This is a genomic window from Phycisphaerae bacterium (genome assembly GCA_035384605.1).
Lineage (GTDB): Bacteria > Planctomycetota > Phycisphaerae > UBA1845 > PWPN01 > JAUCQB01.
The window spans coordinates 1-24,239 of record DAOOIV010000085.1 but is presented as its reverse complement, the minus strand read 5'-3'; the positions used below and the strand labels follow the sequence as shown (position 1 = coordinate 24,239).

The following is a 24,239-nucleotide window of genomic DNA, read 5'->3' as shown; positions in this document are numbered from 1 at the left end:
CCTGAACACGAACCAACAGCATACCTCTCGGAGGCTTGCTAGATGATTATCAGCTATCAGCCACCGGTGACAGAAGTGGCAACCATGGTGACATGCCAGGAACCCCCGCTACTGCTCCACGGCTGATCGCTCTTCGGTTTTCTTCGGTTCCCGTGGCGGCCAGGTGAATCGGGCGGCGCACTCAGCAGCCCCGGACAACCCCTTCGCGAAACGATGCAGAAGCCCTATGGACACGAACGCGACAATTCCTCCGACAATCGGAATTGCAGCGGAGAGGTTCAGTCGAGCGCCGGCCGCCACTCCGCCAATCGACAGAAGAAGACTGACGAGCTGGAGTAGTGCATATGCCACGAAGCCCACGACTGTCAGGGCAGCGAGAATTCTAAGCGACCGGTCGGGCAGCCGCTTGCCCAGGTGAGCAAGGTAAGACATCAGAAGAAGGCCATTCACGCAGTAAAGTGGCGTGAAAGACCACTCGGGGTCATGTCCACCTATGTGGCCTGCACGACGCAGCAGGAAATCAGCCAAGACGGCCAGGACGCAGATACTGCCGAAGCCGTAACGCAAGGCACGCCTCAACCATGGGTCCCCCGAAGAAAAGGGTGATCGCGGTTCCGGCGTTGTCAGGAGCCAAACACCCACGGATGGCGCCAGCAGCCATCCGAAAAGGAGGAGCGCAACGCCGATCGAGACCGGCAGACTTGCCATGCTGGAGTTCGGGTCTGCTGTCTCCTGCTGCTCTTGGTCAAAACCGAGCAGAGATGTAATCACGATGGCACACAGCAAAATGAGAAAGACAAGCACGGTGCCGGACAGCCACCACCATACGATCTTCGACCCCAAGGATAACCGGCGCATCCAGCCCGCATCTGCATAATGCAGGAGATCCCCAAGGATGGCGTCACGGACCTTCGTTCCGCACTCCGGGCAAGTACCATCGTACCTGAGCGTGCGCAAGTCGTAGTCGCACTCCAGGCATGAGATATCCTGATCGATGCGTCCATCGGCATCAAGCCTGATCGAATGAACTTGCCGGACGGTCCCGGACATCATGAAGCCCCTGTCTTGTACTGAGTCCCCGGGCAGGGTCCGCCTGAACCGCCAGACTCTGGACGTTTACGGGGGTGATGGTACACTCCCGATCAGAGATTAGCAACAGCCATAAAACGGAGTTGCCTCATGCCGAACATCATCGCCTGCCGGCTGGCCAGTTACGGGAACTATCAGGATCGCGCGTGGACGCACCTGCCGGAGATCGGCATTCGGAACGTCGAGATACCCGCCCCGTCGCCGGAAGAGCTGCCGGCCGTGAAGAGGCGGCTGGCTGACCACGACCTGACGGCCACCTCGCTGCAGGGCAAGGCGGATATCAAGGAGCCGAACGCGGCCGAGGTGCTCAAGCCTCAGTTTGAGGCCTGCGCCGCCCTGGGAGCGAAAGTCTTGTTTCTGAGCCTCAAAGCGGGCGAGACGGACAGATCCGTGGTGTGGCAGCGGATGCGCGCGATCGGCGATCTGGCCCGGTCTTTCGGCGTGACCGTGGGCGTCGAGACGCACCCTGACCTGGTGACCAACGGCGATGTGGGTCTGGAGACGATGAAGGCCGTCAACCATCCGAACGTGCGGATCAACTTCGATACGGCTAACATCTATTTCTACAACCGGAATCGGACGGCCGTAGGCGAACTGATCAAAGTCATCGACTACGTGGCCTCGGTTCACCTCAAGGACACGCCGGGCGGGTTCGAAGAGTGGACCTTCCCGGTTCTCGGGACGGGCGTGGTCGATTTCCCGGTCATCTTCAAGATGCTCGGCGATCGGGGCTTCAAGGGTCCCTACACCATGGAGCTTGAGGGCACACAGGGCGTGGACCGGAACGAGGCCGAGCAACTCGAATACATTGCCGACTCGGCCGCCTACCTGCGGAGAATCGGGGTGCTCACCTGAGTCTCTAAGTGGTGCCGACGCCCCCGTCGGCACGTGTTTAGCGCGCAAGACAGCGGGTCAGGCACTATTTGCCATCTTCTTCCTGCCGCCGAGTCCCCGCATGACTGAGCCAACCACTCCAGATTGCACGGCGAACCGCATTTGGGCAAAAAGAGCCAGACCCCAGCACGCTAAACACCTACCCCCGTCAGCACGGATTCCCGCCAAGGTCCTCATCCGCCATGCGGCACGTTCGGCAGCAGTCCTGTGATCGACCGGCCTTGGCCGCCTGGGCCGGTGAGGGCACCGGCCCCACTGTGGTGCCGACGCCCCCGTCGGCACTCTCCGACAGAAAGAGTGGACGCAAAGGGAGAGAAGAGAATAGTAACACACGAAGTCTCACAGAATCGCCACGATGGGCCGTTGTCGGTCGGGGATTTCAAATCACAAATCTGAGATTTCAGATTCACAGAAGCGCCACAGGTGACCTGTTATCAATGGTCCAGGCGGATCCAGCCTTGACGGTCTTCCATCGTACCGAGCGGATCGGATACCAGGTCGTTCGTCGCCGCCTGCCGCAGTACACCCCGCCTGTAGCCTTCGGCGAGTTGCCAGGCCTGCTCGCGGAGTCCGCGTAGAGGGTCTTCGCCCAGCGGCGGCAGCTCATCGTTTAGATGTGAGAACATGTAGTACCTGATGAGCAGCGAGTCGTCGACCGGATCACGCCAGAGTTCGACGACGCGAGCCTCCTGCGGCGGGTCGAGCGTGCTGCACGTCTCTATCTCGATGTAGCCGCCTCGGTCGGCCACGCGGTTGCGATGCAAGTGCCCGGCCAGGTGAAGAATCACGTTGGGATGGTCGTTCAGCAAGGCACGGAATCGCTCCGGACCGAGAGCCGACCCATGCAGTACCTCCAGGGTGTGACTGGGATGATGCGAGGCAACGATGACCCGCTCGCCGCGTTCCGCGGCACTCGCCAGTTCGCGACGAAGGAACTCTGATTGCTCGTCCGAGATGCAGCCGGCCTCATAAATGCCCGTCGGCAGCGGCGCAGGTTGATCACTGGTGTTCAATCCGATCAGCCTTAGCCCCGGGGCCGGCGAAATGCTGTAGTATCCCCTGCCGTCCGCAGTCTCGAAGCCATGCCCGGCGGGTTCGGAGTCACTGCCGAACATTGCACCAATAAACTCGTTCCGGTTGAAATAGGCTCGATCCGGGTTTGGAGCCACGAACACGGGCGGCTCGAACAATCGCGGCGGGCCGGGCTCGGCCGGCGTGACGTTGCCATGAGCCAGCCGGCCCGTGGGATCAAATACGGTCGGCAAAAGGAGACCGGGGCGATCGAAGAACGGCAATGGTGCGACCCTGCGCCCGCCGGGAAGAGAAACAATCGGCAAGAGACCCGTGGCAAATCGGTCGTGATTACCGATCAGGCAATACCAGGGTATCGAGGGCAGGTTCCCGTGCACACCGGATCGGTAGAGGCCCTCCGGTCGGAACGTCGCGTACGGGTCCAAAACCGTCGGCGGGCGACTCTCGACGGGGCGATCATCGGGCCCGGACAGAGGATTCACCTCGCGGCCGTCCATCACATCGAGGAACCATCTCAATTCGTTCGACTGGGCATTGTCGCAGGCGTCGCCTGTGTGAATGAGGAAATCCACGGTCGTGCCGGATGCGTGGATGCGGTTTGCGGTCCGCACGATGCCATCAAGGATTTGTGTCGAATAGCTTTCCCAAGGTCGCCATGCGCTGAGCGTAAACTCGTGAGCCCCGGGAAAGCGAGCGGGGGAAAGCGGGTCGACCACATGAGTGTCGGTGACGTGCACGAGCCGAGCCACCAGCACCAGTCCGGCGGTCTGATCGCCGTCCGGACTGTCTTGGGAAGGCAACAACAGCGGGTTGTCCGTTCCGCACGAAGTACCGACCAAAGGGGCTGAGAGCAACAAGACCAGAGCCAGTTTCAGGTACTTCACGGATACTATGTTAGGCGCATGGCCGTGCCCCTACCACCCCGTCGCCGGTCCAAAGTAGAATGCGCCAAGTCCCGTGGGGAAAGCATGCTGGAATGGAGTTCCTTGATCGTGCCGACATACATAGACACAGCGAACTATCGAACGGCTTGGCCGTGGTCTCGTGTTATTCCGGCTTTCTGCGCGGCGTTGATCTTGTCGGCGACCGGATGCTGTCCGACCGGAAAGCAGATGGAGCCGCCAGAACCTGCTGGTTTGCCGATTCCGAGCGAAGTGCGCGATCCGCAGTACAGGATCATCGGCTGGTCGGTCGAGGACCGGCCCATTGAATGCCGTATTCTCGGCGACGGACCGGACGTCACGCTGTTCATCGGCACGATCCACGGCAACGAGCCATCGGGCACTCCGCTGATTCGCCGCCTGGCGGATTACCTCGCCGAACGGCTTGATCTTCTGGACGGGCGGCAGGTCATTCTGATCCCCGCGCTCAACCCCGACGGCATGGTTCGGCACAGTCGATTCAACGCTCGCAACGTGGATCTCAACCGCAATTTCCCCGTCGGCAACTGGAAGCCCGACCGGCACTCGGGGCAGCATCCGCTGTCGGAGCCGGAATCCCAGATTCTTCACGACCTGCTGCACATACACCAACCCTGCCGCGTCATTACCATCCATGAGACCCTGGCGTGCATCGACTATGACGGACCGGGAGAAGCGCTGGCGAGAGCGATGGCTGCTTGCTCGGATTTACCGGTCCGGCGTCTCGGCGGGTTGCCGGGTTCGCTGGGGTCTTACGTGGGGATGATCCTGCACCGGCCCATCATCACCATCGAACTGCGTCGTTTTGCCCACCGTCTGCCCGAAGCGGAACTCTGGAATCGCTACCGCGACATGCTCCTGGCGGCGATTACCTTCGAAGACAACAGGACAGCGACCGCGGGCGACGTGTTCTGGATGCGCTGGTAGCAGCTCACGCGGCCGGTCGGCTTTCCGGAAGCTGATTGACCCCCTTACCAGCGCAAAACGGGAACGGTATTCGGGCGTCCGTGTTGATCAATGCCCTCATCGCTACCCCACCTCGAAAACGAGATAGCGCACCCGGCCGGATCGGAGTTCTCAGTTGTCAGTCCGGAGTAGAGCCGCCGATGCGATTCTTCGACTGATCACTGACAACTGAACACTGACAACTACTTACTTGGCAATCTGCTTCCTCAGCCAATCGAGGCTCTGCTCGACCTTGCCGGGGGCGGCCTCGCATTCGATGCTCAGCACGCCGCTCCACTTCGTGCTCTTGAGCAACTCGATGCAGCCGGCGATATTATCGGCGTTGACGCCCTCGCCAATGGCGACCACCGACGTCGAGATGCCCGTCTCCTCGCCGCGAACAGCCTTTGCCAGCGATTCGCTCACGTCCTTGATGTGGCAGTGCGAGACCTTGTGGCGGAACCGCTTGAGGAAAGCCACGGGGTCGTTGCCCGCGATAAAGTTGTTGCCGGTGTCGAAGTTCATTCGCAAAAGCGGCGTGTCAAACTCGGTGAACAGCCGCTCCATGAAGTCGGCGTTGTTGGTATAGGGGCCGTGCGGCTCGACGTTGACGATGACCTCGTGGCTTTCGGCCCATTGGAGCACGATCCTGTAATAGTGCTTCATCAGGTCAAACACTTCGTCGTCGGACAAGCCCTGCGGCTTGGTCGCGCCGTCGGTGGTGTCGACGAATTGGGCCCCTAGCGACCGCGCGAACTTGATCGCTTCGATGGTGTAAGGAATGCCGCGATACAACCCCTCGGGCAAGGAAACGGGGTAGGCGGCATCGATCTGCGAAACCTTCAGGCCCATCGAGTCGACGTACTTTTTGAGCCGCAGCGGATCCGTGTGCAGCGGAATGTGCGGGTTGTAACCCAGGGCCTGGACGAAATAGTCGCCCCAAATGCTGCCGAACTCGATGTACTTCATCCCGTGCTTCTTGGCAAACTCGCACGGAACCGTATACGGGGCATCCTGGTGTCGCCAGTTATCAACGTGCATTCCCAATTCGATCATGATCTATTCCTCCGAGCACCGCCGTATGCTCCCTCGTGATCCCGGCAGGCGGCATTCCTGAAACTCGCCATCCCGCTCGGCCCGGAATCCTCTCCGGACCTCCTCTCTCTGTGGAATCCGTTCCGCTCAGCCCGGAATCCCTTCCCAACCGCCCCCCTGGCCGCTCGGCCCGGAATCCCTTCCGGGCCGCCTCTGGTGGCGGAATCCTTTCCGCATTCGGTGAGAATGAGGATAGGAATCCGCGGCCCAGAAGGCCCCGGAACGGATTCCGGGGCCGGCAGTCTGAGATCTCAGATCTGCAATCTCAAGCCTGGAATCTCGGATCTCAAATCTGAAAGCTCGAATCTGACATCCGCAATTCTCAACTCGCAATTCTCAATTGCCCGGTGTTGCGGCACGCAACGTCGGAGGCAATTCAGCTCTTGAAGCCGCTCAGGTCGAACTCCAACTTCTCGTTGGCCTTGATCATCTCGTCCCAGGTTACGACCTGGCCGGCCTTTTCTCCCGCCATGCGGCCGAGAACGCAGGTCAGGTTGCTGCGAACCGATGGGGCCACGGTCGGGTTTGCGTAGTTGCCCTCGGTGACGAATTGGTGGAATTCCTTGATGTTGACCACGGCCCCTTCCTGGTAGAGGCCCTTGAACTCCCCGCCCTTATAAGGGGTTTTGCCTCTGATCCAGACATGGCTGTAGTAGTCGGTATCCACCACGCCGTCCTTGCCGTAGATACGGCAGTGAATCGAATCGGGTACCCCGGGAACGCACTGCACCGACATGAAGTTGAGCAGAACGTCGTCCGGGAACCAGAAGGTCACCGAGTAGCAATCCTTGATGTTGCCGTAGGTCCGCAGGCCTTTGCTGGCGGCCGCTCCGACCGCCTTGACCGGGTCGGCGTTGATGAACCATGTGGCCACGTCAAGCGTGTGGATGTTCTGTTCGACGATGTAATCGCCCGACAGGGCTTTCTCGCAATACCAGAGGCGCAGTCGGTCTTGCTTGTCTTTGGGAGCCGGCATGACCCCGCCGGCCCAGGGGTAGCGGGCCTCGCCGCAGACGAGCTTTCCGATGACGCCGTCGTGTACCTGCTGAGCGGCCTCGCGGTAAAACTCGTTGGCTCGCGTCTGGAAGTCGACCAGGAAGACGAGCTTCTTGGCCGTGGCTTTCTTGCCGGACTCGCCGATCGACAGGCAGCCCGGCACGTCGACGGCGATCGGCTTGGCGATGAACACGTGCTTGCCGGCGTCGACCGCGTCGGCCGCCTGCTCGGGATGGAAATACGGCGGCGTCTCGATGACCACCGCGTCGAGCTTGCCTTCGAGAAGTTTCTTGTATCCCGACAGGCCCGCGTGACGCCTTCCCGGGTCGATGCCGAACTTCTCGCCCAACGCGTCGACGCGATCCTGATAGTAATCGGCGCAGGCGACGAGCTTGTACCCGCCGTGTTTGGCAAACAGGTCGGCGATCCATCCGCCACGGCCGCCGCAACCGATCAGGCCCAGCTCGATCTTCGAGTTGGTTTCCGCTCCTCGCACCAGCGAGGGGCTCACGACGGTGAACGCCGTCGCGGCCGTTCCTGCCAGGAAGCCGCGCCGTCCCATTCTGGTCATCTCGATATGCTCGGACATGATTCGCCTCCAATCGCTCGGCAACGTGAATTTCGCTCATCACCCACTAGGACCGGGCATTCTAACCGGGGGCCATGGAGAGGCCAAGGGGGCAGGCGAATGATGAATGAGGAATTGCGGAATGATGAATGGAAAACGCGGTCGGGCTTTGCCCAACGTTTGCCTCAGGGCGCGATTCGCTGAGCGCGATCCTTGCTCAAGTTGCCTTTCATCGATATCCTTCCGTCGGAACCCCAGGTCGCAGGAGCAACATACATGAACCGATCTTCTTCCGCATTCCGGTGGTCCCTGACCTTGTCGGCCGTGCTGTTCTCAAGCACCACTGCCTTGTCCGCTGAAACAAGCACGGCGCAATGCGGCCGGTACCGCGTGCTCACCGCCAATGCCCACAAGGCCCCGCCGTTTGAGGTCGTCGATATCTGTGTGGCCGAGAAGCCGCAGTCTGGGCCATGTTTGTGGCAGATCGATATCCACGCAAAAGACGGGGCGGACACCCCGCCGCTGATGCAGCTTCGAGCAGTCACCTCGGAGAACCCGCTGTCGGAGCCGAGCAAGCCGCCGGTGTTTGACAAGTACATCCTCCGCGTTCCGGCGATCGACGAAACGATTGAGTACCGCAACGTCCACACCGGCAAGGCCCTGCTGCCAAGCTGGGGCGACTTCGCTCGCCACTTCATCCCCCACGCGGCGCGGGGAACCGGTCGTCAGCGAGGGCTGCCCAACACGTGCGAGTACCTCGGCCATGTGCTAAGCCTTCGCAGCGTCTCGAAGAAGGATCTGCCCGCGTGGGAGAAGGTGACGGTGCTCAATCTCGATCCTGAGCTGCTCATCGGCACGGGCCGTACCTTCAAGGACAAGGAAGGCCATCGCCTGCCGCAGCACCCCGAGCGTCGAGACTACACGTACATCCCATGGACCCAGGAAGACTACGTCGCCATGATCGAGGCCGGCCACAACTATTTCGCGCTCGTGCCGGGGATTTTGGAATGGCTCCGTGCGCAGCCGGTCTTCTACCGGGCCGAAGCAAGCATTCAGTACCCGACGGACTTATACCGCAGCAACATGCTGGGCCCGGCCATGTTCATCGACGAGCCGACCTGCATCATGACCGGGGACAAGGAGGTCATCAACCTGCTGCACTTCGCCACCGACGCGACCGCCCTGATCACCAAGCGAGTGCGGGCTGAGGCGGAACAGGTGATGTACCACTACGAATCGACCCTGCGTAAGGGGGTCAATTTCGGGGACATGCGACTTAGCCAGCCTGATTTCGCCTCATGGGAGACGCGCTACGAAACCGCTTTCTATCAGCTTGCCGGGGGTACGGCCGGGATCGTCCATGAGGGACGCTACCAGCTTGGAGAGTTCAATGATAACCTGAAGGCCTCGACGGGCATCGACCGCCCGATGACCGCGGAGCAGATGTACCGATACTACTATGCGTTCCTGCGCGGAGCCGCACGGCATTTCAACAAGGACTGGGGCACGAGCATCTACGGCCAGGCGGACCCGAAGATCAGTCCCCTGGCCATCGAAATGGCTTACGACATGGGGGCCCGGTACATCTGGTACTGGACCAGCGACCACGACCATCACATGCCCTTCCCGGAACAGCTCGATCTGACCCGCTCGCTGAAAAAGCACATGGCCGCCAAACCGCGCCCGTCAATCCGGACCGCCCGGCCGACACTCGACAAGGCGATCGTCGTCCCGTACGGCTACGTCATTGCCCTCGAATCGCCCACCAACCGCAAAAACGCCTGGGATCTGTGGTGGGTTCGCGAGATGGACGCCGACGGCAAGAACGAGGCCTCGCAGCGCTACTACCGGCTCCGAAGGGCGGTCCTGGAAGAGGTTTTCAAGTCTCTCGATGCCAACGAGGAATTCGATATCATCCACGACGACGGCGGCGAGATCACCGGTTACCGTCAGCTCGTCCGGCTCAAAGCGGAGTAGCAGCGGAAGAACCGCCGAGACAACAAGCAGATCCTATGCCCTCGGCTTGAGTCGCCAGGTAAAGGACAGCAGGACAACGCCGATGGCGGTACAGAGCAGAATAGCTGCCATGACCGCCATCCAGGCGGTTTCCTGGCCGTAGACCGGTTTGAGGTGATACAGGATCCATCCGAAGCCTTTGGCCTGCGTTGCCTTGCCGAAGTAACCCATCAAGCCAATGAAGCCCGCGGCCGTGCCGATGGCCTTTTTTGAGGTCAAATCCAGCGCCTGGATCACGATCAGATTGATCACCGGGTAAATGAGGAAGCCGATAAGCGTGAGCATGGCCATGTCCAGCCAGAGATAGCCCGCCGGCGTGAACATGATGACGGTGAAGGCCACAATGATGGGGGCCAGACACAGGACGGCCACCATGCCGCGCCGACCCTTGAGAAGGTCCGAAACCCAGCCGAGGATAATCGTCGACGGAATGCCCCCGAATTCGAGGAACATGGTGCCGACACCGCCTCCGATCTCGGTGGCCCCTTTGATCTCGCGGAGATACTTCGGCCCCCAATCAAGCATGCTGTAGCGCGTCACGTAGGCGAAGAAGTTGGCCGCCGCCAGAATCCAGATGTACTTGTTCGTGAACACCATGTCGACGAGCAGCTCGCGGGTGGTCAGTTCCCGTTCGGCATCAAGCCCCGGGCGGGCCCCGTTGGGATAGTCCTGCCGGTACTCCTCGATCGGCGGCAGCCCAACCGATTGCGGCGTGTCACACAGTCGAAAGAGGACATAGAGACCTCCGATCGTGGCCAAGACCCCCGGAATGAAGAACGCAAACTGCCAGCCACCGCAGTAATGGAGCGCGTAGCCGGCAATGACCCCGGCGACTCCGCCACCAACATTGTGAGCGGTGTTCCAGATGCTGAAGGTCAGGCCGCGTTCCTTCTCGCTGAACCAGTGGCCCATGCTTCGACCGCACGGCGGCCAGCCCATGCCTTGAAAAAGTCCGTTAGTCGCCCAGAGGAACAAATGGACCGGGTAGCTGGCAACACTGCCAAAGGCGAAGTTGCAGAAAGCCGTCAGAAGAAGCCCCACGCCCATGAATACCCGCGGGTTGCTGCGGTCGGAGAGAGCACCCATCACGAACTTACCAAGCCCATAGGCGATCGCATTGATCGCCAGGAGGCTGCCCAACATCGAGTCGTCGTAGCCAAGGGCCGTCTCCATGTCCTTGGTGACCACGTTGATGTTGTTTCGCACCAGGTAATACGTCGCATAGCCGATGTACGTGGCTTCCATGACCCGCCAGCGGTAATAGGGGTACACTCGGCGCACCTGGTCGTCCGGCAGTCGCGGAATGTGCGGGGCGGGAGCAAAGAATCGTCGCCAGATTGAAATGATCATGCGCGCACACCTGTCTCAACCGGAAGGCGCCGATCCGCCCCGGCAGGGCTGGACCGACCGACCTGCCGGCGATACTGCTGGATTTCGGCCGCCTGCCGGGCCGCGTCCCAGCCGAGTGTCTCGGCCATCCAGCGAACCACCTGGTCGGCGATACCCTCGGCCTGACGCCGGTAGTAATGCCAGCCGGCCCGCCGGATCATGACGTCGTCAAGATGAATCGCCCATTCGCGGCGGCAGTAATGCTCGACCGCGCGGGCGGACACGGGTGGTGGCACGATCCCGCTGAGGTTCTCGACTTCCAGCGGCTCCAGAAGCGGCGTCGCAGCGGTGTTGCAGGGTACACGACCGCGCCCGAGGTACCTGACGATCTGATCCACCGTCTGCTCGGCCATCAGCCGATAGGTTGTCAATTTGCCACCGGCGACATTGTACCAGCCCGGCTCGGACATGCGAATTTCATGCGAGCGGGAGATATCCGAGGGTCGGCCGTTCGGATCGGCGATCAGCGGCCTCAGACCGGCCCACGTGCTGACAATATCCTCAGTGGTCAGCGATGCTCGCGGAAACGCCTCATTAACCACGCCAAGCACGTAGCTGACATCGTCCGGATCAGCGAAAACCTCGTCGAGCGAGCCATCGTAGTCTGTGTCGGTCGTGCCCAGAATCACCCGCTCGCCCCAGGGGATGGCAAACAGGATCCGCTTGCCCTCGGTCATAACGACGGCATCGGGAATGGGCAGGCGGAACCGCTCCACCACCAGGTGAATCCCCTTGGTCAGCCGCAACGGGATGGTGCTCTGCTTGAACTGGCCCCCCCACGGGCCTGTGGCGTTGACCACGCAGCGGCTGATGATGCTGACTTCGTCGCCGCTGACGCGATCTTCGAGCCGGCAATGCCACTTGCCGGATTCATGCCTGGCCGTTTCCAGCTTGCAGTAGTTGAGGACCTTCGCGCCGGCCTTGGCGGCCGATCGCAATGTGTCGATGGTCAACCGAGCGTCGTTCGTGAGCCCGTCGAAGTAGCGGACCGCGCCGGTCAGGTTGCGATCATTGACGCCCGGGAGATAGTCAACAACTTGCCCGGGTTTCATGCTGCTTGAATTACCGAAGTTACGCCCGCCGCAAAGCCAGTCGTAGATCCGCACGCCGATCCGCAGCTTCCACAGGGCCCACGGTGCCCACGGCATTCCCCGATACGTCGGCAGCACGAAGGCCAACGGCTGGCAGATGTGGGGGGCAAGGGCATGCACGATGCGCTTTTCGATGCTCGCTTCGCGCACCAGGCCGATCCGCCCCTGGGCCAGGTAGCGCAACCCGCCGTGAAGCAGTCGGCTGGACCGGCTGGAGGTACCGAAGGCGAAATCGTGTTGCTCGACCAGCCCGACGCGCAGGCCGCGCATGGCCGCGTCGCGGGCGATGCCGGTTCCCACGATGCCGCCGCCGACAACCAGTACGTCCAGCGGCTCGCTCACCAATTCACTGACAGTCTTCACCCGTTCTTCGCTCATCATCTCGCTCATTTATCCTTCTTGCCCCTGTGTACCTCGACCGGCAATTCTCGCGTGTCCGCTGGCCCCAGAATCCTTTCTGGGGCCTTCCGCACGGGGCGGCCCGGAAAGGATTCCGGGCCGAGCGGATTCCGGGCCGAGCGGATTCCGGGCCGAGCGGATTCCGGGCCGGGCGATCCTCTCCCCAGTTCGTCGCTCATGGTCTCGCTCGTTTATCCTTCTTGCCCCCGTGTGCCGCGGACAGCAATTCCCCCAGTTCCCTGAGGCTCGGAACCACCAGGTCCGGCCGTTCGGAACAGGCCGTGACATCAGTCTCTGTTGCCTCACCCGTTAGAACCAGTATGCCCAACGCGCCCGCGCGATGGGCCATCACCATATCCGTATAGAGCCGGTCGCCGACCATCGCCAGTTGCGACGGCTGCAGCGAGTGCCGAGCCAGGATACCGGTGAGCATCGCCGGATCGGGCTTGCCCAGAACAGCCAGCGGCTTAACGCCTGTCGCCGCGGTCAGACACGCACACACCGCCCCACAATCCACCAGCACGGTCGGCTGATCCGTCGGGCACACGCGGTCCGGATGCGTGGCGATGAACGGCTTGCCCTGCTTGATCCACCACGCCGCCTTGCACAACCTGCGGTAAGCCAGACCGGTATCGATGCTCACGATCACCGCGTCAGGCTGGTCATCCGCATCGAGCACCTGATAACCCGCATCTGCGAACTCCCGCTGAAGACTGGGCGTTCCGAGAACAAAGACTCGACGCACATCCGGCAGGTGGTTGCGCAGGTAGTCAGTCGTACACAAAGACGAGGTGTAGATTTGGTCGGCCCCAGCGTCGATGCCCATCTCGCGCAGATGGGCAACGTAATCGCTCACACTTCGCGAGGCATTGTTGGTCAGGAAGGTGTGACCGATCCCCAGATCGCCCAGCCTAGCCAGAAAAGCCGGCGTGAAATCGAACAACGTGCCGCCCTTGTAGATGGTGCCATCCATGTCCAGGGCCAGGTGTCGAATGGTCTGAAGGTTCGCCTTGGACAACGCGCCATGTTTGCTCAGTAGTTCGCTCACGACTTCTCCACGTGCTCAATGGCAACCGCGTTCCAGCACAACACGAACAACAGGGCCGCGATAACCGCCGACGCCAGCAGGACCACGAACACCGGGCCCCATCCGGCCCTGTCGGCGATTCGCCCCAGTCCCCAACCGGAAAGCACCGTGCTCAGATAACCCAGCAGGCCGGTCAACCCGATGGCCGTCGCCGCCGCACGCCGGGATGCCAGGTTGGCTGCAATCACGCCGACCAGACATTGCGGACCATAGATGAAGAAACCCGCCGCACACAACAACGCACTGTACACCAACGGCGACTGCGAAGGCGATCGCCAGAACAACCACACGCACACGCCGCACAAACCCATCCAGACGGCACATGCACGGCCGGCTCGTCCCCGGAAGACCCTGTCGGTCATCCACCCGCTGAGCAGCATGCCCGCCACACCGGCCAATTCATACGCCGCCACGCTCCAGCCGGCCTTGCTCACGTGGATCCCTTTCATCTCCGAGAGCATGGTCGGGCCCCAATCGAGAAGCGCGTACCGCAGCGTGTACACGAAGAAATTGGCGAGGCTCACGACCCAGATCATCGGGTTAAGCAACACCCGGTGAATGACGAATTCGCGAAAGGCCATGGCGTCGCTATCCGCGATGACATTTTGCCCAAAGCCGCCCTCGTGCATGTCCCAGTATGCCTCGATGGAAGGCAGACCGAGCGACTGCGGCGAGTCGCGCAGCCGATCGACGAGGAAAACCGCCCCTGCCACCGCGACCACCGCCGGAACCAGGAAGCACAACCGCCAGTCGTGAGTGACCAGCAGGCTGCAGAGCCCAAGGGCCGCGGCCGCTCCGATCGAATGCGACGTGTTCCACAAAGCGAACTTCGTGCCCCGTTCGGCGGGCGAGAACCATTGCGTGAGGCTCCGCGCACAGGGCGGAAAGCCCATGCCCTGAAACCACCCGTTCATCACCCAGAAGACACCGAAGGTCAGAGCCACTCCAGTGAACCCGCAGAAAATGTTCATCATCGCCGAGAGCAGCAGCCCCAGAGCCATGAACCATCGAGGGTTTGTCCGATCACCCAGAAATCCGTTGGCGAATTTGGATACGCCGTAGAGGATGCCGTGCAGCGTCAGGAACAGGCCGAGATCGGCCTTGGTCGCGCCCATCGCTTCCTGCATGACCGGCATCGCGACGGGCAGGTTCTTGCGCACCAGATAAAAGACCGCGTAGCCAATCAGGCTCGCGTAGAGAACTCTCTGTCGCCAATAAGCGTATTGGCGCTCGACCTTGGCGGCGTCCCGAATGCGATCGATCTGGGGAGCAGGCCGCAACAGTGTTGTGATTTGCCTCAGCATCACCCGATCCCGCTATTCGTGTCCCAATTGCTCCCATGCCCCGCCTCGGGCGAAGAGCCGCTCCAAGCATTCAGGCAGAAGCCCCGTCAGAGTCGCCAGATCCAGCACGGTAAACCTACGGCGTATTTGCTGTGCCGCAAGATAGCTGCGCCGCAACCGCGGCAGGTCGATGCCGATTGCCTCCGGCCGGCACGGGGCCCCCGCCTGCTGCAACATTCGGCACAAGACCCGAGAAGGAATCAGTTGATCGCGCAGTCGCTCTCGCAGGTCCGGCCACACCTCCCGCAATCGCTGTAGTAGCGCCAGCAACTGTTTTCGATCAGGATGCTTGGCCTCGACTTCCCGGAGCGAAACATCCCGCAACTCGGGCAGCGTGTGCGTCTGCCTTACCTGCCGGCGAACCGACTCCAGGTCGGGTTGGCGGTCGCAAATCCGCTGCGGATCCATCAGTTGAAGCGGGTATCGAAGCAACTCCTCGTATAACATTGTCACCGCCAGCGTTCCTATGCCGACCTTGTGCCCATGCAGCGGGACTGTGCCTGCATGTCGATGGTGCTCCATATCCCAGAGGTGGCTGAACTGATGCTCGGCACCTGAGGCCGGGCGGCTGGACCGGCAATGCTGCATCGCGAGGCCGGTCATCAGCAGGCCCTCCAACAACCCTCGGATCGCGATACGATTCCCCTTTTGAATCGCCTCCGGGTTCATGAGCCACTGGCGAAGGCATCTTTGCACGAGATCCCACGCCCCAGGCTCGATGGCCTCAATACCCAATGCATCGGCCAGAATCCAATCCGCCCCGGCCGTGGTCTTCGCCGCAAGATCCGCGTAGCCGGCCGCATTCAGCTCGCCGGGCGCCTCGGATACGATGTCCAGATCTGCGATCACTGCTCGCGGAGCTGGACAGAAGAATGTCTCCTTCAAGCCGTGTCGGGTAATCGACGCTCCCGACGCCGTGAATCCGTCCATCGAGGCGGCGGTCGCCACAACCATGTACGGCCTGCCGCAGAGATGGGCCGCCAGCTTGACCAGATCGTTGATTGTGCCCGAACCGACCGCAATCGGCACCGCACCGCCGCCGTTCAGGAAGCTCTGTAGTCGCTCCACGTGACGATAATCGGCGTGCAAATCCGGGTCTTCGAAGACGACGGGCTCCGTTACAGGCAGACCGGCTTGACGACACAAACCCAACACGCGGTGTCCGGCCGCACGCAATGTGTTGCGGTCGGCGACGACTACCGCTGCTGACTCGGGAAACTGCCGGCGAAAGACCTCGGCCGTCAGAGCAATCACGCCTTCGCCAATCTGCACCTCGCGCGTATCCGAGGCCGTGCGGAGCGCACGTTCGACCCGCTCGGCAAATCGCTCTTCACAAGCAACCTGTGCTCGCTGCTCGCAGCTCATTTCTTGCTCCGTTTCTTGTGGTTGCGGACGGCCTCCAGTGCCGCCTCCGGGTCATCCGTGGCCAACGACTGGACGCCAAGCTGCAACAATCGCTCATACCCGGCCGCGTCACAGCCGCCCGGGCAGAAGACCTGGAACAGAATACGGCGTGCTTTGAGTTCCTCTCCGATTGCTCGCAGGAACGCAGCGGACGGCTGAAAGGTGTCCTCTGATGCCAGGTTACCTACCTTCACGTGGATCTGAAGCTGGGTCACACCGATGAAATCCGCCGCCTTGACTTCCTTCAGCCGCCGGCTCAGCCCGGCCTCGCTCCCGCCCATCCACAGCAGCGTCTGTGACCGAGGCAGCAATTCCTTCCACCGCCGGGTCTCCTCGTACTTCGTTGACGCCAAGATCACCTGCGATGCCACCCCTCGCTCAGAGACCATCTCAGCCAGGCGCTCGAGCGGCACCTCCTTGACGTCGAGATACAACCATCGCTCGGGGCGGCCCCTTATGGCATCCAGCACCTCCAGGATCCGAGGAATCGGTTGTCCTTGCGGACCAATTCGCAATTTGGACAGCTCCGACCAGGTCAGGTCTCTCGTTCCCTTGCCTTGGAACTCGGGTGGGAGATCGCTGACCAACCGATCGAGAGTGGCATCGTGGAATGCCACAACCACGCCGTCCTTGGTCGTCCGGACATCAGCTTCCGGCACTGTGCCGAGCCGCCACGCCAGTTCAAACGCCTGCATGGTGTTCTCAGGGGCCAGCTTTCCTGCACCGCGATGCGACTGGATGATGAACTCCGGTGGGCATGAGCCCGAAGTCTGGTTGATGCCGTCGCCAGGCAATGAACACCCGGTCGTCCATGCCAACAAAACCACGGCCGAAAAACCTCGCCCGACCAGACGACGGGCCCCACCACAGAAACTGGCTGCCATCTCGAAGCAATTCATGGGTCGACCCTCAACCGGACACCAGGCGCGCGCAAAAAAGCCCCTGCGAAAGCTCGAAGCTCGCAGGGGCCTTTCTCTTTATTCTCTGGCCCTCAATGCGATTAACGCTGGCGTGAACCCAGTGTTATGAGTAGTGTATCGGCTGGCGGTGCCCCTGTCAAGAATCGGAGCGAGGCCGCTGGGCCCAGAATCCGTTCGCCGCTGGCCCCAGAATCCATTCTGGGGCCTTTCGGTTCGAGGATTGCCGTTCTCATCGGCACTGAGCGGAACGAAACTCTGCAACGACAGAAGGCCCGGAAAGGATTCCGGGCCGAGCGGCCTCCTGTCAAGAGTCAGAGCAAGACCATGAAGAAGAACAACCGTTCAGACGACATCCGGCAATGGCTGACACGACCGATCATCCCCGTCGTCTCCCAGGCCAATGCCGACACGGCCCTGGTGGCCGAGGCCAGCCTCCTGTTCCTCCAGGGCTGCGAGCTGGCCGATCTGGCCGACATCCTCGGCTGGCTCAAAAAGGGACCTTTGGCCCACTTGCCCATCATGCTGCACATCGACTTGCTGGCCGGCCTGAGCAGTGACGACGCCGGCCTCCGGTACCTGGCCGGCCTCGGCCAGATCGACGGGATCATCACCGTCCGCCCCCACATGGTGGCCGCGGCCCGAAAGCAGGATCTGGCCTCCATCCTGCTGCTGTTCCTCCAGGACGGACGAGCGGTCGATCGCGGCTTGCACATCGTCGAGCAATCAGAACCCGACCTCATCGAACTCGTCCCCGGCGTGGCCGCCCTCGAGGTCCTCCCGCAATTCGCCAACGTCCCCATGCCGCGGATCGCCGGCGGCCTCATCCGCACTGCCGACCTGGCCCGCCGCCTCATAGACGCCGGGTGTGACGCAGTGAGCACGAGTACGGCCGACCTATGGCAACTCAACCGCTCAACGTCTTGAGAATGTGTACGAGAACCGCCGGCTGGTTCTTGGCTCGAACCGTCGCAGGGTCAGGGTTTGCTCGAAGGGCTCTGCGACACAGTGACGGCGTCCGGTTTGCCGTTGCGGCGCCTATTCATCTCCCTCTCTCAGCATGCGAATGTATAATACAGCGGGGCCGCAAGAGCGGGCTGCTCAGGCGCGGGACTGCGCACCTTTCGTGCTCGATGAGCCAAGGGCGGCATGAAAAGTTGCTCATCCGCACGACCGCGAGCGACCGTTGTGCGGCCGCGCCGCAGGATTGTGGTTCTCCTCGTTCAGGGAGCAAGACACGATGACATGCGAGCGTGCAAGAATCGTCCTGTGGGCCGTGGCGGCCGCCATGCTGATTGTCGGCCCGGTAACGGGTCAAATGAACGACGGCGCCGAAGCAGAAAGCGAGCAGGCGAAGTCGGCTCCGGCGGATGAGACATCCGGCGGGCAGGTGATCGAAGGTCTGGTCCTGAACTACTACGGAGGCGGCATCACCGGAGCACAAATCCGCGTTGAGGCCCTGAATGCCAAGCCGGGCGATCCGCCGATTGCGGAGGGCAAGTCCGGCAAGGGCGGCGAAATTCGCATCCGCCTGCCCAAGCGGATCGATGAAAACGTGCTCGTCCGCATCCGCATGGACGGTTATCAGGAGTTCGTCCAAGAGGTGGACCCGACCGATCCCGAGAATCCGCCGTTCGTGGATGCCGCCCTTCAGGGGGCCGGAACGATCAGCGGCGTCGTGCGGGCCAAGTCGAGCGGCAAGCCCGTTGCGAACGCGAAGGTTCTGGGGGCGAGCGGCGGCCGTGACACCTCCGCTCGGACCGACGCGAACGGCAAGTACACGCTCACGGGCATTGTACGCGGAAGGGCATACCTCAAGGTCATCGCCGACGGCTTCGCCACCTTTCAAACGATCCTGAACATCGACAGACAAGACTCTGTGCAGGACGTTGAGCTGGCGGCGGAACATCCTGTCGAGTTGCTTGTCATCACCGGCGACGGCGACCCGGCCGACAAGGTGCTGATCGAGGGCTGGATCGAATCGACCAAAAGCTCGATCGAAACCATAACAGATGCCCAAGGCCGGGCGACACTGAGGGGCATCGGGGAGAACGTCGAGGAAATCCGTCTGCGACTCAATGGAGATCGCTACGTCCGGATGTCCGGCTTTGACGAGCGAATCGATCTGGCCGCTTCGCAACCCGCGACCGAAACGAGGCCGGCAACGACCCGACCGAGCCGACACAAAATCATCGTGCGGATCGGCGCCAGAGTGCGAGGAAAGATCACCAATGACAAGAACGAGCCGCTTGCAGGCGTGCGAGTGACCGCCGGACGGAAAAACCTCGCTGACATGCCCGTGACCTGGACCGATCTGGATGGGGAATACGAACTACAAGGGCTGCCGGCGGGACTCATCACCATGACCTTCCAGCACCCCGACCATGCGCCGGACGTCCAGGAGATCTCGCTCAATGCAGGCCAAACCGGCACGCTCAATGCCAGGCTGACCACCGGAGGAACCGTCGCCGGCACGGTGGTTGGTCCGGATGACAAGCCCATCGAACAGGCATGGGTTGTCCTGGAGGAATGGAAAGGATACCAAACCATCGGCATGCGGGCCGTGACCGACGAGCAAGGCCGGTTCTCGTTCAAGAGCGTCCCGGAAGGCGATCTGATCTTCACGATCGTCAAATCCGGGTTCGGCGGACCGATACGCCAGACGATGGCTGCGGGCAAGACGGACTACCGGATTGTCCTGGAAGAGACAACACCGCCGGCAGTCACGGGCGGCCCAGGACCGCAGGAGGACAAGATTGGTGTGGGCCAGGCCGTCCCGGATTTCACGCTTGTGGGAGTCGATGGGACGAAGTACAAGCTTTCAGAGCTCAAAGGCAAGTATGTCTTCCTGGATTTCTGGGCGAGCTGGTGCGGGCCGTGTCAGAGAGAAATGCCGCACATCAAGGCCCTGCATGAGGCCATGAAAAACGAACCGAGCTTCATTCTCATCGGGGTGAGCCTGGACGGCAATGAGAAAGACTTCAAGGCGGCGGTCTCGAAGAGGAACATCGACTGGCCGCAGGTGTGGGGACCCGAGTCCGGGGCGGAGAAGACCTTTGAGATGCTTGAGGGCTTGGGCATTCCTTACACTTGTCTGATCGGCCCCGATGGGCGGATGCTGGCTCAGCACATCGTCGGCCCAGAAACCACGGAGCAGGTCAAGAAGCTTATCAGGAACTGATCGCTGGATCGCAAGCGGTCGAGACGCAGGCTCCACCGGCAGGCATCCTGCTCAGGGTCGGAACGGGACAACTGAGGGGAACGTGATCAGTCGCTCGCCGGGCCGGGAGAACCGCAACACGTTCCACCGTACACTTGCCGACGACATCGCTATGACCCGGACGGTTGCGAGACCGGGCTTGCGCCAGGCACGCCCCCGGGAAGTCCCTGCGGAGCGGTCGTCCGGGGCACCGCCGGACGGGGAGGAGCCGAACGCGTGCTTGGGCGAGCAGCCGCCGGCGAGGTGGCGGCTCGGAATCCGGCTGGACGGGTGACCGGACGGGCGGTCGCGGGACGAGTTGCCGGCCTGGATGCGGTTCCCCCTGCCGGGCGGGTGCTCGACCTCGTCGGTTGACTTGCCGTCGGGGCGGCGGGAGGCTCAGGAAGCGCCATAATCGAAGCCAGATCCATCGGCTGAACACCGATAATCGGGTACTTCCGCTTGACCTCTTCCATTGCCTCGGCCAATGGTCGGGATTGCATCACGGCCCGAATCTGGAACTTCGTGTGAGGGTCATCAAAGGGGCGACGTCCAGGAACCCGCTCGAGAACCTGTATGATGTGATAGCCGATGCCGCTCTCCACAACGTTGGAGATCTGTCCCGGCTCCAAAGCCCAGGCGGCGCTTATCAGCACCTCATTCAGCCGCATGTACCTGGGCAGCGTGCCCAACAGGCCACCCTTTGTACGAGTGTTGTCGTTGCTGAGCTTGACGGCTTCATCCCAGGTCTTCTTGCCGGACACGATTTCCTCTCGCAATCTCTCGAGAGCCTCTCGCGTGGCCTTCTTTTGCTCGGGGGTGGCCGTCAGAGGCGAAGCGAAAACGATGTGCCGCAATTTGACCCGTGTGTCGTCGTAGTAGTCGGGGTGCTCATCGTATATCTGCCGAAGATACTCGTCGTCCTTCACCCTCGCGGCACCGATTTTCGACAGCTTGCCTTGTCCCAGACGAATCCTGAGCTGCCTGAGGTACTCGTCCCAACTGACGCCGGATGATTGAAGGATCATCTTCATCTCTTCGGTGGTTTTCGCCTTGGCGATCTTGAGATCCTTGTCAATCTCCCGGTCAATATCCTCCTGCGTGACCAGATCCGGATGTTCATCCAGATAGACCAGGAACAGCTTGTTGGTCAGTGCCGTTCCAAGGGCCTTGTATGCGGATCCCCTGCGTCTCTCGGGAGGCGTAGTGCGGAGGATTTCCTCCACGTCAGCCTGCGTGACGACCGCTTTGTCGCCGATGCGAATCAGCACTCGCTCAGAGGCTGGTTGACTGGCTGGGGTTGTGGTCACGGGTGGTTTCTCAACCCCCCCCGCCTGCTCCGAGCAGCCTATCGGGGGCCACATCAGCAAGGCACTCAGGGCAAAGACTATGAGCTTTCCACTCGGCACGGAACCTGCTGCCATCACACATATCCTCCCAGCATGCCCGGCGGATTCAGCGTCGGGCGTGGCCGGCTATGGCCCCCTTGCGGAGGCCGCTCCTATCTGCCTATTTGTCGGTCACTCCCGGCGGTGGGGTGAGCCTCCGATTTTGGGCTCGGTCCCGGCCAGAAGCCGCCCAATGTTAGACCGATGACGATAAACCACCAAGGCGGCAATCACAATACCAAAGACCTGGAGCGGCCAAAGGACCGAGAACCCCCCCCATCGGTCGCGGTTCAATATCGCCAGCAAGGCAAAAATGACCGGGAAGGCAGTAACGGCCACAATCGAGGAAAGGGAGACATAGCGGCCGACCCACAAAACAACCGCCCACAGCGTCAAGGCCGCCAGACCTGCCAGGGTGTAGTACGGGTAGATTCCCAGCCCCACGCCCAGCGAGGTGGCTACGCCCTTGCCGCCTTTGAACTTGAGATAGACAGGAAACATATGTCCCAGGACGCAGGCCACCGCCGCCAGCACCCATAGTAAATACGGCAGGTAACCCGGGCCGGCCAGCCGGCTGTCGGCAGCGGCACCAAAAAGCAGCAACCGGCCCAAGGTTACAGGCAGGAAACCTTTAAGCCCATCAAGCACAAAGACCAAGATCCCATAAGGCCGTCCCAAGACCCGGCCCACGTTCGTGGCCCCGATGTTGCAGCTACCCTTGGTTCGAACGTCCACCCCTTTAAGCCGACCGACTAACAAGCCGAACGGAACCGCCCCGCAGAGGTAACTCAGCAGTATCAGCCCGGCCACAGGCCACCATCCACTCTCAATTACGTGCATCAACGCAGGTCTCCCGCACGTCCACGCCGCCGCTCTCGTCACAATGTAGGCACGCACCTCAGCGGTCGGTCACGCGTGAATTACGATCTCGCAACACTTCCTCGTAGAGCCTCATCACTTCGGTCGCATGGCGGGCCACTGTGAACTGCTCAACCGCAGCCGGCGCCGCCTGGGCACAGTGACGTCGATGGTCGGCGTCCGCCAGGCGGGCAATTCGATCGGCCAGCGCGGCCAAGTCCGTGGGACAATCGATCACATAACCCTCGCGGCCATCCGTGATGCGCTCAGCCGCGCCATTGTACCTGGTGGTGATGACCGGCAAACCCGCCGCCATCGCTTCGAGCACCACTCGGCTGCAGGGATCGTAATACGTCGGATGAACCAGGACATCGGCCGCATGAAAGAAGGCACTCACTCGTTGCGACGGACCGGCAAAGAAAACACGATCGGCCAGACCCGTTGCGGCGGCCCGCTCGACCAGGTTCTTCGGATTGTCCCGCCCCACAATGATCGCGAATACATTACCGAGCTCGCGAACCCGGCCGTCCGCCATCGCCTGGATCATCTTGTCCACGCCCTTAAGTCTAAAGTTGTGGGCGACCGCCAGCAGAACCAGGTCGTCGTCGGCCAGTCCGAACTGCCGGCGGATCTCGATGCGGTGTCTCCGTCGCTCGTGAGCCGGCGACGTATCCGGATCGACGCCGTTGAAGATCAGACGAATGCGTGCGGCATCGAAGCCGTAATGCCGTTTGAGCTGGTTGCTCACGTACTGCGAGATGGCGATCACCCATGGTGCCGGGCGACGGGTCAACAGGCGTTTTTCCAGTCCGGCCAGCAGCCGGTACTTGAGATCCGCGCGCTGGCCCACCCACTTGAGCCCGCGCTTGACCGCCGAAGGCCTCAGCGCCAGATTCCGAGACAGCATTTCCGGAACGGTGCCCCCACGGGGCTGGTATACGTCGGCGAACGGACAAGGGGCGATGGCATGAACGATATCGAATTGATGCGTGCGAAAATACTTCGCCGCCCCGCGCACAAACCGCCAGGTTCGGGCCGCCCGCCAGCCTGCGCCGACCTTGATCGGGACGATGCTCATCGCCGGCGTGGAAGGGACATCGGTCATCGTTACAACGGTGACGTTGCAGCCTATGCTCCCGAGATGACGCGCGAACTGAACGGTCGAGGTCTCAGCGCCGCCCCGCCAGGCCTCAATTCGTTCTATGACCAGCGCCACGTTCATCGACCTGGCCCACTGCTTTCAGCCGCGACGACTTTGCGGCGGCGACCAAGCATGTTCCTCGTCTTGGCGTGCACCTTCGCGGCCAGTCGCCGGGCAGAGCCAAACCGGGTGCAACACCGGACATATCGGGCCAGAAAACGCAATCGCTCGGTGGTCGTCACACAGTCGGCCGGCGTGGAGTAGTGCAGAGCCGCCAGATCCTTCACCACCCACCTGCAAAGCCGCCATCTGGGTCGGAAGACCCGTTGGAGATCGATCAGCCGATAGCCCTCACACTGCGATTCGCCCGGCTTGCCGATCTGCGGCTCCAGGAAAACGTGTGACAGGTAAAGATCGCGATGAACGAAACCGGCCCGATGAAACTCGGCCACGAACCTAGCAAGACGG

At 61.7% G+C, this 24,239-nt stretch carries 19 protein-coding genes; 5 read left to right on the top strand and 14 right to left on the bottom strand.

Annotation, left to right across the window (positions count from 1 at the left end; translation table 11 throughout):
* Positions 1-108 precede the first annotated feature (108 nt).
* A complete protein-coding gene (locus PLL20_16265; protein ID HPD31547.1) occupies positions 109-1,053 on the bottom strand; it encodes a hypothetical protein in 945 nt (314 codons plus the stop codon).
* 126 nt (positions 1,054-1,179) lie between these two features.
* Between PLL20_16265 and PLL20_16260 the strand changes: the two genes are divergently transcribed.
* Positions 1,180-1,944: a sugar phosphate isomerase/epimerase family protein gene (locus PLL20_16260; protein HPD31546.1), complete on the top strand. Its 765-nt coding sequence runs from the start codon at positions 1,180-1,182 to the stop codon at positions 1,942-1,944.
* 473 nt (positions 1,945-2,417) lie between these two features.
* Here the strand turns inward: PLL20_16260 and PLL20_16255 are convergent, their stop codons facing one another.
* On the bottom strand, positions 2,418-3,899 hold the full coding sequence (locus PLL20_16255) for a metallophosphoesterase (GenBank protein HPD31545.1): 1,482 nt from the start codon (positions 3,897-3,899) through the stop codon (positions 2,418-2,420).
* 228 nt (positions 3,900-4,127) lie between these two features.
* Here PLL20_16255 and PLL20_16250 point away from each other — a divergent pair, with 228 nt between their 5' ends.
* Positions 4,128-4,862, top strand: a complete 735-nt coding sequence (locus tag PLL20_16250; protein HPD31544.1) for a DUF2817 domain-containing protein — start codon at positions 4,128-4,130, stop codon at positions 4,860-4,862.
* A 225-nt stretch (positions 4,863-5,087) separates the two neighbouring features.
* Here the strand turns inward: PLL20_16250 and PLL20_16245 are convergent, their stop codons facing one another.
* Positions 5,088-5,936, bottom strand: coding sequence for a sugar phosphate isomerase/epimerase family protein (locus PLL20_16245; GenBank protein HPD31543.1), 849 nt, complete (start codon positions 5,934-5,936; stop codon positions 5,088-5,090).
* 415 nt (positions 5,937-6,351) lie between these two features.
* A complete protein-coding gene (locus PLL20_16240) occupies positions 6,352-7,560 on the bottom strand; it encodes a Gfo/Idh/MocA family oxidoreductase (GenBank protein ID HPD31542.1) in 1,209 nt (402 codons plus the stop codon).
* 255 nt (positions 7,561-7,815) lie between these two features.
* Between PLL20_16240 and PLL20_16235 the strand changes: the two genes are divergently transcribed.
* Positions 7,816-9,516, top strand: coding sequence for a hypothetical protein (locus PLL20_16235; GenBank protein ID HPD31541.1), 1,701 nt, complete (start codon positions 7,816-7,818; stop codon positions 9,514-9,516).
* A 33-nt stretch (positions 9,517-9,549) separates the two neighbouring features.
* Here PLL20_16235 and PLL20_16230 read toward each other — a convergent pair whose 3' ends face one another.
* The 6 genes from PLL20_16230 to PLL20_16205 form a co-directional block, all read right to left on the bottom strand.
* Positions 9,550-10,905, bottom strand: coding sequence for an MFS transporter (locus PLL20_16230; GenBank protein HPD31540.1), 1,356 nt, complete (start codon positions 10,903-10,905; stop codon positions 9,550-9,552).
* The gene (locus PLL20_16225) at positions 10,902-12,425 is read right to left on the bottom strand and encodes a glycerol-3-phosphate dehydrogenase/oxidase (GenBank protein ID HPD31539.1); all 1,524 of its coding nucleotides are present in this window, start codon (positions 12,423-12,425) and stop codon (positions 10,902-10,904) included. Before PLL20_16225 ends, PLL20_16230 begins: the two co-directional genes overlap by 4 nt.
* A gap of 184 nt (positions 12,426-12,609) precedes the next feature.
* Positions 12,610-13,407 carry an HAD-IIA family hydrolase gene (locus PLL20_16220; protein ID HPD31538.1) on the bottom strand — a complete coding sequence of 266 codons (798 nt, stop codon included), beginning with the start codon at positions 13,405-13,407 and terminating at the stop codon, positions 12,610-12,612.
* Between the two features lie 71 nt (positions 13,408-13,478).
* On the bottom strand, positions 13,479-14,825 hold the full coding sequence (locus PLL20_16215) for an MFS transporter (protein ID HPD31537.1): 1,347 nt from the start codon (positions 14,823-14,825) through the stop codon (positions 13,479-13,481).
* Between the two features lie 12 nt (positions 14,826-14,837).
* A complete protein-coding gene (locus tag PLL20_16210; protein ID HPD31536.1) occupies positions 14,838-16,229 on the bottom strand; it encodes a sn-glycerol-1-phosphate dehydrogenase in 1,392 nt (463 codons plus the stop codon).
* Positions 16,226-17,167 (bottom strand): glycerophosphodiester phosphodiesterase family protein, encoded by a 942-nt coding sequence (locus PLL20_16205; protein HPD31535.1) that lies wholly within the window; start codon positions 17,165-17,167, stop codon positions 16,226-16,228. Before PLL20_16205 ends, PLL20_16210 begins: the two co-directional genes overlap by 4 nt.
* 345 nt (positions 17,168-17,512) lie before the next feature.
* On the opposite strand from PLL20_16205, the gene PLL20_16200 reads away from it, so the two are divergent.
* The gene (locus PLL20_16200) at positions 17,513-18,112 is read left to right on the top strand and encodes a glycerol-3-phosphate responsive antiterminator (GenBank protein HPD31534.1); all 600 of its coding nucleotides are present in this window, start codon (positions 17,513-17,515) and stop codon (positions 18,110-18,112) included.
* A gap of 313 nt (positions 18,113-18,425) precedes the next feature.
* Positions 18,426-20,366 carry a carboxypeptidase regulatory-like domain-containing protein gene (locus PLL20_16195; protein ID HPD31533.1) on the top strand — a complete coding sequence of 647 codons (1,941 nt, stop codon included), beginning with the start codon at positions 18,426-18,428 and terminating at the stop codon, positions 20,364-20,366.
* A 149-nt stretch (positions 20,367-20,515) separates the two neighbouring features.
* On the opposite strand, the gene PLL20_16190 is transcribed toward PLL20_16195, so the two are convergent.
* From PLL20_16190 to PLL20_16175, 4 genes are all read right to left on the bottom strand, one after another.
* Positions 20,516-21,808 (bottom strand): peptidylprolyl isomerase, encoded by a 1,293-nt coding sequence (locus PLL20_16190; protein HPD31532.1) that lies wholly within the window; start codon positions 21,806-21,808, stop codon positions 20,516-20,518.
* Positions 21,809-21,904: 96 nt separating this feature from the next.
* Complete coding sequence (plsY, locus tag PLL20_16185; protein HPD31531.1) at positions 21,905-22,612, bottom strand: glycerol-3-phosphate 1-O-acyltransferase PlsY; 708 nt, start codon at positions 22,610-22,612, stop codon at positions 21,905-21,907.
* A gap of 58 nt (positions 22,613-22,670) precedes the next feature.
* Positions 22,671-23,852 carry a glycosyltransferase family 4 protein gene (locus PLL20_16180; protein HPD31530.1) on the bottom strand — a complete coding sequence of 394 codons (1,182 nt, stop codon included), beginning with the start codon at positions 23,850-23,852 and terminating at the stop codon, positions 22,671-22,673.
* Positions 23,849-24,239, bottom strand: a 391-nt coding sequence (locus PLL20_16175) for a lipopolysaccharide kinase InaA family protein (GenBank protein ID HPD31529.1), incomplete at its 5' end; no start/stop codon positions are given. The genes PLL20_16175 and PLL20_16180, both read right to left, overlap by 4 nt.